Below are 10,027 nucleotides of genomic sequence, written 5' to 3'. Positions count from 1 at the left end.
AGTGTAATTTGTGGTGTACTATGATTCAATATTTCTTGTAACATAGCAATATCTTTTGTTTGCTTGTAAAACCAATATCCAAATGTTTTACGCATGGTATGAGTTCCTAAAGATTCAACTCCGGCAAAATCTCCGGCTTTTTGTAACTGTCTATAGGCTTGAATTTTACTAATAGGTTTATCACCTTTTCGAGAAGGAAATAACCAGGTACTTTTTAGATCTTCAGCATATGGAAGTACTTCCTCAAAAATGGATGTAATATTTATGATACGCTCCTTTTTTGTCTTTCCTTCTTTCACTTTAAATTCTTTTCGTTTTTTTCGCTTCAGTTTTAAAATCTCATTCGTTTCCATTTTAAGTAAATCACTTACACGCAATCCTGTATTGATTCCAATTAGGAACAAAATGTAATCTCGATCTGAACAATGACGTTTAAGAGACCATTTCATATCTTCGAGCTGTTCTTTGCTCCGAATTGGTTGTACATCAATTAAATGTTGCTTTTTCTCCATCTGTTTTTCAATCCCTTTGTTTTCAATGATTTGAATGTATACTTTTTTGTGTGTTTTTATGATATCAGTGAAATTAGATAAAAGTCAATCTTTAAGGGGGAATGAATGTAAACTTTTTGATAAAAGTTTACATTGAAGTTTTGAATCATTTTATAACTAATTTTGTAATAAATTTCTCAATATAGATATACTTGTTAATTATGGTTTTAATATTCAAAATTAACAAAAAGTAAATTATAATAATAATATGATGGTTATCCTTTTGTTTACTCCTTGTGCTAAAGATAAGATCCTGTTACCGGATCTTATCTTTTTGTTTTTGGATTTTAGATACAAAAAAGGAATCCTTAATAACTTAAGGATTCTGCAACAGGAGATAATTTCTACTAATAGGGGTCACCATATCATTTCGGGAAAATTGTACGTTTAGACATAATTTGGACACATTTTAACCAGTTCCCTGTACGTTAAGGAACTGGTTATTTATTTTATCACTTTATGATAGGACTTTTGTCTCGTAATGGTCTTAAATGATTGAAATTTATTTTTTGATTTAAGTTCCAAACATAATCACCTGTCAACGTGATGTGTTCCCATCCAAGTGGAGATATATGTTGCAAATGTTCTTCTGGAATTTCCACGCCTTTTGCACGTAAAGAATCTACTGCACGTGATATATATACCGTATTCCATAATACAATTGCTGAAATAAGAAGTTGCAAACCACTCGCTCTATGTAGTTGGTCCTCATAAGAACGATCACGAATTTCCCCTAATCGATTAAAAAATACAGCTCGAGCAAGTGCATGTTTTGCTTCCCCTTTATTTAAACCAACCTGTACACGTCTTCTAAGCTCAGGACTCTGCAACCATTCTAATGTATATAAAGTTCTTTCAATCCTTCCAATCTCACGCAAAGTTACAGATAAGCTATTCTGCCTTGGATAGGCCGCAAGCTTTTTGAGAATCAGAGAAGCTGTGACTGTTCCATTACGAACAGAGCTAGTTAATCGTAATAAGTCATCCCAATTTTCTCTTATTTTCTTTGTATGAATTGTTCCACCAATCATAAAGTCTAGATGCGGTTGATTTAAGGGCTTTTCAAAAGTATAAATTTTATTTTTACTAAACGTTTTAATTCTAGGAGCAAATCGAAATCCTAACATATGACACATGGCAAAAACATGATCTACAAAGCCTGCTGCATCCGTATAATGCTCTTCAATTTCCAAATCTGTTTCATGATATAGCAGGCCATCAATAATATGTGGAGCTTCTTCTGAAGAACTAATAACTTGTACATAAAATGGAGCGTATTGATCAGAGATATGTGTATAAAAACTTAATCCTGGATCCCTACCATGTTTTGCATTTACTTGTGCCAATGGACTAGACTGACCACCAGCTCTAAAGAATTGTCCATCAGAAGATGAAGTCGAACCATCTCCCCAATGAGATGAAAACGGGTATTTATGCTGAAAATCAGTGATCGCTCCAAGAGCTCTGGAGTAATTTTCATCCCTTATATACCAATCCGATATCCAAGCTAATTGTGTATAAGATATATTTGGACATGCATCTGCCATTTTTGAGAGACCAAGATTAATTCCATCAGCCAAAATAGCTGCGAATAATACGGATTTATTCTTTGGCTCAGTTTGAGTATGAAGATGAACAAAATGTTTGCTAAAATGGGTCCAGCTATCTACTTCTACTAATAGATCTGTTAATTTAATACGCGGTAATACACTATAAATAAGTCTAGTTAGATCTTCGACCTCATCCGGAATCATTTTCTTTAAAGATGCAATTTGTATTTTATCTGCATAGATTTCAACATCTGACAATAATTGATTTTGAATCAAATGATTTACCTTAGAAAGTTGCTCTTCCATTAACTCAAATCGTTCTTGTAAATACTGATCTATATTGGTTGGAATTGTTAGTGAAACTTGGTTTTTCCCCTTTAATTCTTTCCATTTTTCTTGAGGTAAAAGATATTCTTCAAAATCCTTATATTGTCTACTTCCTACGACCCACATGTCTCCAGAACGAAGATGGTTACATAATTCTGAAAAGATACCGAACTCATAGTAATGACGATCAATACCATCATCTTTAATCACATGTTTGAACCATTTCGACTTAAGAAAATCCATTGGAGCTGTTTCAGGAATTTTTCGTTTTCCTTCTAGGTTTATTTCTTTTAACATCTCTAAAGCCTGAAATAAAGTATTACTTGCCTTAGATGCTTTAAATACATAAGTTCTTAATAATCTAGGTGCAAATTTCCGAAAATGCCCATAATGATTATCTAGCAGATCTAAATAATCAAATTCTGCCGGTCTGGCTAACTCTTCAGCTTGTTCCACTGATTGTACAAATTGTTCCCATGAAATGATAGATTGTAAAGATTCAAATGGGTCTTGTTCTAACTCTTTTGCTTCAATTAACGCCTTTCCAACTTTTGCGTATAAACGAACCTTTTCGTTAATCGCTTTTCCGTCCTTTTGAAAATGTTCCTTATGTTTCTTTTCCCCACGATTAAACATTCTGCCCATTAGTTTCTCAAGCATTTCTATTCCTTGATCTGTTAAAAAAGCATATATATGAATGAGAAAGGCCATAAGAGTTGCATGTCGTTTGAGCTCATGAAATCTGGATAAATGTTGATTGGAATAACGCGATCCTTCACGTGCCATCTGTAGCAATCGATTTTGATGCACTTCTCTCCCGTTATCTAAAGGTAAATTTAATTTTTGGATAAACTCTATTCGATCCATAATCTTGTGAAAATTTTTAACTGAAACAACACCTGAAGGTTGTCGAAGCCATGATAAATATGAAAACTTGTATCCTTTTCCTACACTTAATAACTTGTCTAGTTGCTTACATTGAGAAGAGGTAATATCTCGTGTTAATTGTTTGAAAATCTTTCTATGTGCTCGTTCACGTACAGCCCATCCTAAATGTTCAACTGCATATATGGCCGGTAGAATAATTTTTCTTTTTCTCATTTCTGTAATAAGAGCTTCTACTAAAAGATGTCCTTGATCTGTTTTCATTGCCATAGGCAGAAGCCAGCGTGCTAACTCTCGATATTCTTTTAAAGTAAATGTCCGAAACCCTAATGTATTTCTAATTTTACTCAAATGTTCCCGCCGAGTTGCATCACGACCTCGTGCATAGTTCTGTATAGCTGAAGGTAAAATCCTTAATTGTTTAGCGATCGTATGTACAATAAAATCCGGAACTTTTTCATTTGCAGATAATGGTCTCCCTGGAAAGCGTAAGTAAGCAATTTGTATAGCAAATCCTAGTTTATTAGCGGCTCCTCGCTGCCTATTTATAATCTTTAATTCTTCGTCAGATATTGTATAATAACGTACTATCTCTCGTTGATCCATGCCTTCAGAAATTTCATAAAAATACGCCCTTTGTGATGAAGTGAGAAGTTCCCTTGTTACCATATTAGTTCCCCCTATTTATTTAAATAACGATAAACCGTAGTACGAGAAATCTCTAGCATTTGAGCTATATCTTTAATAGGGGTTTTATTAGCGACAAGGGTTTGTATCATGTCTATTTCCTTGTCTTTTAATTTCTCTGGTCTCCCACCAAATCTTCCCCTTGCTCGTGCAGCAACTCTACCGGCTTCAGTTCGTTCACGAATCAAGTTACGTTCAAATTCCGCAAAAGAAGCAAATAAATGAAACATAAGTTGACCAGTAGCACTTGAACGATCCATTGTAATATTTTCATGAACACTATAAAAACTAATCCCACGTTCATTCAATTCATTAACAATCTGAATAAGATGTCGCATAGTACGACCTAAGCGATCTAATCGCCAAACTACCAAAGAATCACCAGGTCTTACATATTGAAGAGCTTCCTCTAAGCCTGGTCTGTTATCTTTAATCCCACTCAATTTATCTTGAAATATTTTTTCGCATCCATAAGATTTCAAAGCATCAATTTGCAAGTCTAAATTTTGATCAATTGTAGATACTCGAACATATCCAACCTTCATTTTTTTCTCTCCTTTTGTTCAACAACTTAATTTCAGATATTTATCTGAACATAGATAAGTTTACAAGGTTTTTGAACACGAAAAAAGGAGAAATCCTATAATTTTTTGTTCCATATTAACGTGTATAGAAACATACAATTTTCTGGACATGAGGTAGCCTCAAAAAATTCCGATTATCTTAATCTCAATCTGAGAACCATTGGATTTACACGGTTAAGCCCATTTTCTTCACGCTATCCCTAAAATAATAGGATAAAGGTGCTTTACTTTTGATATAAATAGGCTATATTTATTGATAGTCTAATTAATCGGAGGAGATTAAATGAAAATCAGCTTACCTCATGCTAAATTAAATTCTTTACCAGACATAAACTTATCTTTGAATGAAATTACAGATATTAATCTTTTTGATAATACGTTTAGAGAAATTCCAGAAGAAATCTATAAAATGAACAATTTAAAAGTGTTAAATATTTCTGCTAATGAACTAAAAAAAATTCCTGCTTATATAAAAAGTTTAAAAGAACTTAAAATGATGGACTTAGGACACAATCAGATTGAAACAATTCCATCTGAAATAGAATATCTTGTGAATCTAGAGGATTATTTGTATCTTCATAATAATAAACTCGAAACGGTTCCCCTGGGAATCAAAAGTCTTAAAAAATTAAAATATTTAAATCTAAGTGATAATAAATTGAATGAATTACCAAGAGAAATTGGTGAATTAGTCAACCTAATAGAGTTACGCTTAATGAATAACGAACTTAAAAAGATACCTGAGAGCTGTACCATGTTAACTAATATTAAAGAGCTTTATTTGAAAAACAATCAACTCAGCACTCTACCAGAGATCTTTGGGAATCTTCCTTTATTACGAGTATTGGATGTAGAAGAAAATCATTTGAAACGGGTTCCAAATTCACTCAGCCAATGTAAAAAGTTAAGACGTTTGAATTTGAGAAATAACCAATTGACTACGCTGCCCAATGGAATAGGAAAGCTAGTAAATTTATTAGAATTAGATTTAAGGAGTAACCAATTGATTGAGCTTCCGGATTCTTTGATGGAAATCGAAGGATTAGAACGTTTAGATTTAAGATGGAATCATAACTTAAAAATACCGAAGTGGTTAGAAAAATTAGAAGAAAAAGGTTGTATAGTTTATTTGTAAATTAGCTTTTATTAACATATTCATGCGTTAGTTGTGAAGAGGAGACAAAAAGAATCAATCTTTTTTAAAACATACACTTTTTATTTGGTTGTGTATCAAAGGCTACATTATATCGTCTAATTACATGGTGTTTTCTTTCTATGTATACTAAAGCGAAAAAGAAATTAAGGAGAATTTTATTTATGACTAATCAAGTATATCCACGCTCATTTTCACATATAGGAATATCCGTACCTGATATTGAAAAGGCTGTAAAATTTTACACAGAGGTCTTAGGCTGGTATGTAATTAAGGAACCAGGTGAAGTAATAGAAGATGATAGTTCAATTGGAGAAATGTGCACAGATGTTTTTGGAGCTGGGTGGGGAAGTTTTAAAATCGCTCATCTTTCTACAGTTGATAAAGTAGGAATTGAGATATTTGAATTTCCAAATAACGAACAACCTGAAAATAATCTTGAATATTGGAAAACGGGTGTATTTCATTTATCTGTACAAGATCCAGATATTGAAGGATTAGCAAAAAAAATTGTAGAGCATGGCGGAAAACAAAGAATGCCAATTCGTGAAAATTATCCAGGTGAGAAACCATTTAAAATGGTATTTTGTGAAGATCCTTTTGGCATTTTAATTGAAATTTATACGCATAGCTATGATTTAACATGTTCTTAAGAAACTTATTAAGTACGAAAATAAATTGAAGTGGTTCAATTTATAAAAAGACACCCGTGTGGGTGTCTTTTCTTTATAGAATGTAATTGCTTTCTTAGGTTGATAGAGATGAAGGGTTACCTATTTTTGTGGACAGCTTTAACAGAACAAATCATTTAGTACATATCCTTCAGTGAATGTTAAATTGATGACGGATATAAGTTGAAATTAAATTGCCGATTTCTAAATGTACAGGAAATCGATTAATTCGTGTCCAAATTGTGTCTAAACGTACAATTTTCCTGAAATGATATGGTGACCCCTAATAGTTACTCTGCTTAAAATAAGCAATATATAAACACCGACATCCAAAATGAAGGGGTAGTTTTGGAATATATTCAACTTCGTCCCATAAGTATATATTTTTTACGTTTCCGCAAATTGAGCACTCTTCAGGACTCTCTGTTTTTAATATTTCTATTCCATCTCCAGCTTTAACAGATAACAAATTGTTTAACCTTTTTTGATTTGACGCTTTAAACAGTACATAGTGTAAATATAATTCTACCTTATCATTATTGCTCGAATTCATTCTACTAGCATATCCACCATGAGGATTCTTTAGGAAACTTTCTAATGAAGAGCATTTAATTTCTTCTGTAGTTTCAGCTAAAAAGCTATTGGAAATTTCACCAATTTCCTCTCCTAGTAACTCACCGATAATTAGATGTTTTTTTATTAATTTTTTAAATTCTTCTGTATTATCAAGATCATGAAAAGTTAAGTTGAAAATTTCACTACTTGTATTCAATAACTGATTAGGTTCAACAGTATTCCAATCAATACCTAATCCTCTATTGAACACTTGCTGTTGTTCATATTTAATAACTGCTTTAGCTGCTGCTATCAAATTATTATCTTCGATACACTGGGCAATACGAAATATGAGTTGGTTACGTTCTGTATTTTTCTGTTCCTTGTAGGCATTAACGAGTTTTTCACCATCCGGTGTTAATACATACATAGTCAGATTTTTATGTGCTTGATAAATATTCTCTTTTGAAAGGTTTTGTATAAGAGTTTCAATAATTTCGGATTTTTTTAATTTAGAATATCCCTTTATTCCATTCTTTTTTGCTAATTCTTTTAATGTTTTTACAGTATTGGTTTCAAGCAATTGAATCTCATTAGGTTTTGTTAACAGTTTCATATGTAGTAATTCAGATATTGTGGCATCTATCTTCCCTATATGTTCGCACCAATAGCTTGGTACTTTAGTATAATCTGTTTTATTTATATATTTTAAGAATTCTAGATGCGCATTATTTAATTTATTATTTGAATACGGAATAATTTTTTGATGCTCATTTGATTTATTCCTTGTCGATTTACTGCCACGGAATATTTCTAATAATTTTTTGAGCATGAAACCTATCTCTCCTTGTATCAATAATTTAACATTTGTATTGCTTCTTCCTGGTCTAGATCATTTCTCATCAATCCAGGGTTGAAATATCTTAATTCGTACACCCCTTTGATTAATGCAATGATGACTTCTCTCTCTTTTCTCGCATATACACTGCGAATTGCATCATTTCTTCTTGGGTAAATTGTTTTCCTTCAGTTGCCCCTTGTTTAGCTGTCCCAATATATACTAAATCATCCCATTTAGAAAACGGTTCTTCTCCTTTAAAGACCATTTCACTATATCTTTTCCATTCCCCGTCAATGTTTACTACATTATATCTTCCCTCATTAGCCAAGAAACTCATTGCAAACATTTTATCAGAGTAATAGAAATCACATTCCCTATTCGGATCGAGTAATTCTTCCCAACTAATATTAGCCTTTAAATCTTCTTCTGGAATTTCACGTTTCTCTGTTTCAATAAGTTCATAAGATGAAATTGGTAAATCGTCTAATTCATCATCATATACTTCTTTCATGATCCAACAGTCTTTACTAGCGTCTGCTGCATAATATTGATACCATTCATTGTCATGCGTTTTAAATACATAAATAAATCCATTTGTAACTGTCTTACGATAAGTTTCAACGATATAATTGCGATCAAAATTCCCCGTTTGGTCATATAGTGTATCATCATCATGATAAGTTTCAGTTTCAATAATGAGTTTCTTTTTCTCGCCCTCAATTATATATTCATAGCCGTCGACTACTGGAAAGTCTTCTGGATAATCATTCATACACCTTTTTTCCATTAAGCAATCCTTTACTTTGCTTATGGCTGCTTCAGGAATCTCTTCTAACTCTACGAACTTTTCAAATTCATTATTAATATCTATTCCATAAGGTTCTAATATTTGATGCAATTGTCTAGCAACCCTTGTTTCTTCATAAATCATATATTCATACTCTTTAGGATTGAATTCTGTTACTAAAACATATGTATCCGAAGGGCTTATCGTATATGTATTTACCCATTTATTAGGCTGATTGAAAACTCCGTGTGGGATTAAATATCCCCATAGCACCACATACTTCTGAAATTTCTCTTCTGGTACTACAAAATAAGATGAACCTTCGTTTGTTTCTCTTTCTAGTACACGTTTTCCACTGAACAATTTACGCATATACATTCCCCCATGATTAGTACAAAATAATAAAATATAAGGCTCATACTAAGTGTAATACTATCATATTTAAATTGAAAGACAGCTCTAGGTACATATTTCGCAAAAAATCTATCCGATATAAAATTAATATCGCTATTTCACATAAGATAGTATCCAAAATAGACGAGACAGAATCCATTAAGCGGATTAATTAAGCACAAAAATAAATGTAGACTATTGTTTATGTGTTTTATTTTTTATTAAATATTACGGTACGTGAAATTATTATATACTGTAATGAAAAAGCCCCCATAGATCTTACACCTATGAGAGCTACCTAAGGGTATTTAGACTTTCGACTCCATTCTATTGTAACAGGCTTTCACCATACATGAGAAACATAATGAACCAAAAACAGACCATCATAATAAGAAATTCTTTAACCCCTTGCTGAAAGGAAATACGCCCTTCTTCCATTCTACATGCCCCTTTTCTCTACAACTTTTTATATGTTAAAATATAGAGGAAAGAAACCTGCCAATTTCTTTCCCAGACGGTCACTCATGACTTTGCTCTTTGTTTGCTTTTGCAAATGAAGAGCTTTTATTTTGCATACTTATATTTGCTTTCTAGCATCGCATAACGCAATAGCTTTAACTTTGTTTCTTTTTTCAACGCTTTCCATTCCGATACAGCAATCTTCATTCATCATTCCTCCAGTACTTTGTTATTTATATAGCTTATAAGTTCCAGTTGTAAATCTTTCTAATTTCTTTATCACTAAACCCTTTATGGATAGCGAAAATTTCTGGAAAATCCGAGAGACACAAATCAATAATTGTATTATCAGTTGTTCTTATATAATAATATTGAACAGCTCCCTCATAATCCGAATATAAATAGTATTTATGAATTCTATAATTTAATCCATTTTTCTCTAATACCTCATAAAGCTTATTTTTAGTTTCATCCATTACGTCAAAGATAGTTAACTGCTCCATTATTAACAGCTCCTCATTGCGTAAATTTACTAAACTAACTCTAAGAACAAGGTTGTTTCATTATGTTCATTGGTATGCACA

General features: G+C 32.2%; 8 protein-coding genes. 2 read left to right on the top strand and 6 right to left on the bottom strand.

The window, feature by feature from the left end:
- The 3 genes from BM089_RS29905 to BM089_RS29895 all read right to left on the bottom strand — a co-directional run.
- On the bottom strand, positions 1 to 512 hold a 512-nt coding region (locus BM089_RS29905; protein ID WP_090979085.1), incomplete at its 3' end, for a tyrosine-type recombinase/integrase.
- A 491-nt stretch (positions 513 to 1,003) separates the two neighbouring features.
- The gene (locus tag BM089_RS29900) at positions 1,004 to 3,982 is read right to left on the bottom strand and encodes a Tn3 family transposase (protein ID WP_090979082.1); all 2,979 of its coding nucleotides are present in this window, start codon (positions 3,980 to 3,982) and stop codon (positions 1,004 to 1,006) included.
- Positions 3,983 to 3,993: 11 nt separating this feature from the next.
- Positions 3,994 to 4,545, bottom strand: coding sequence for a recombinase family protein (locus BM089_RS29895; RefSeq protein ID WP_090979078.1), 552 nt, complete (start codon positions 4,543 to 4,545; stop codon positions 3,994 to 3,996).
- Positions 4,546 to 4,867: 322 nt separating this feature from the next.
- Here BM089_RS29895 and BM089_RS29890 point away from each other — a divergent pair, with 322 nt between their 5' ends.
- Together BM089_RS29890 and BM089_RS29885 are read left to right on the top strand one after the other, a co-directional pair.
- On the top strand, positions 4,868 to 5,719 hold the full coding sequence (locus BM089_RS29890; RefSeq protein ID WP_090979075.1) for a leucine-rich repeat domain-containing protein: 852 nt from the start codon (positions 4,868 to 4,870) through the stop codon (positions 5,717 to 5,719).
- A gap of 182 nt (positions 5,720 to 5,901) precedes the next feature.
- Entirely contained in the window at positions 5,902 to 6,390 is a 489-nt protein-coding gene (locus tag BM089_RS29885) for a lactoylglutathione lyase family protein (RefSeq protein ID WP_090979072.1), read from the top strand.
- A 301-nt stretch (positions 6,391 to 6,691) separates the two neighbouring features.
- On the opposite strand, the gene BM089_RS29880 is transcribed toward BM089_RS29885, so the two are convergent.
- The 3 genes from BM089_RS29880 to BM089_RS29870 form a co-directional block, all read right to left on the bottom strand.
- Positions 6,692 to 7,795 (bottom strand): Rho termination factor N-terminal domain-containing protein, encoded by a 1,104-nt coding sequence (locus BM089_RS29880; protein WP_090979069.1) that lies wholly within the window; start codon positions 7,793 to 7,795, stop codon positions 6,692 to 6,694.
- Between the two features lie 112 nt (positions 7,796 to 7,907).
- Positions 7,908 to 8,963 carry a hypothetical protein gene (locus BM089_RS29875; protein ID WP_090979066.1) on the bottom strand — a complete coding sequence of 352 codons (1,056 nt, stop codon included), beginning with the start codon at positions 8,961 to 8,963 and terminating at the stop codon, positions 7,908 to 7,910.
- A gap of 722 nt (positions 8,964 to 9,685) precedes the next feature.
- Entirely contained in the window at positions 9,686 to 9,946 is a 261-nt protein-coding gene (locus BM089_RS29870) for a hypothetical protein (RefSeq protein ID WP_000436961.1), read from the bottom strand.
- Positions 9,947 to 10,027 lie beyond the last annotated feature (81 nt).

This window comes from Bacillus sp. 5mfcol3.1 (assembly GCF_900114335.1).
In the GTDB taxonomy this organism is placed as follows: domain Bacteria; phylum Bacillota; class Bacilli; order Bacillales; family Bacillaceae_G; genus Bacillus_A; species Bacillus_A thuringiensis_S.
This window is presented reverse-complemented; position numbering and strand designations above follow the sequence as displayed.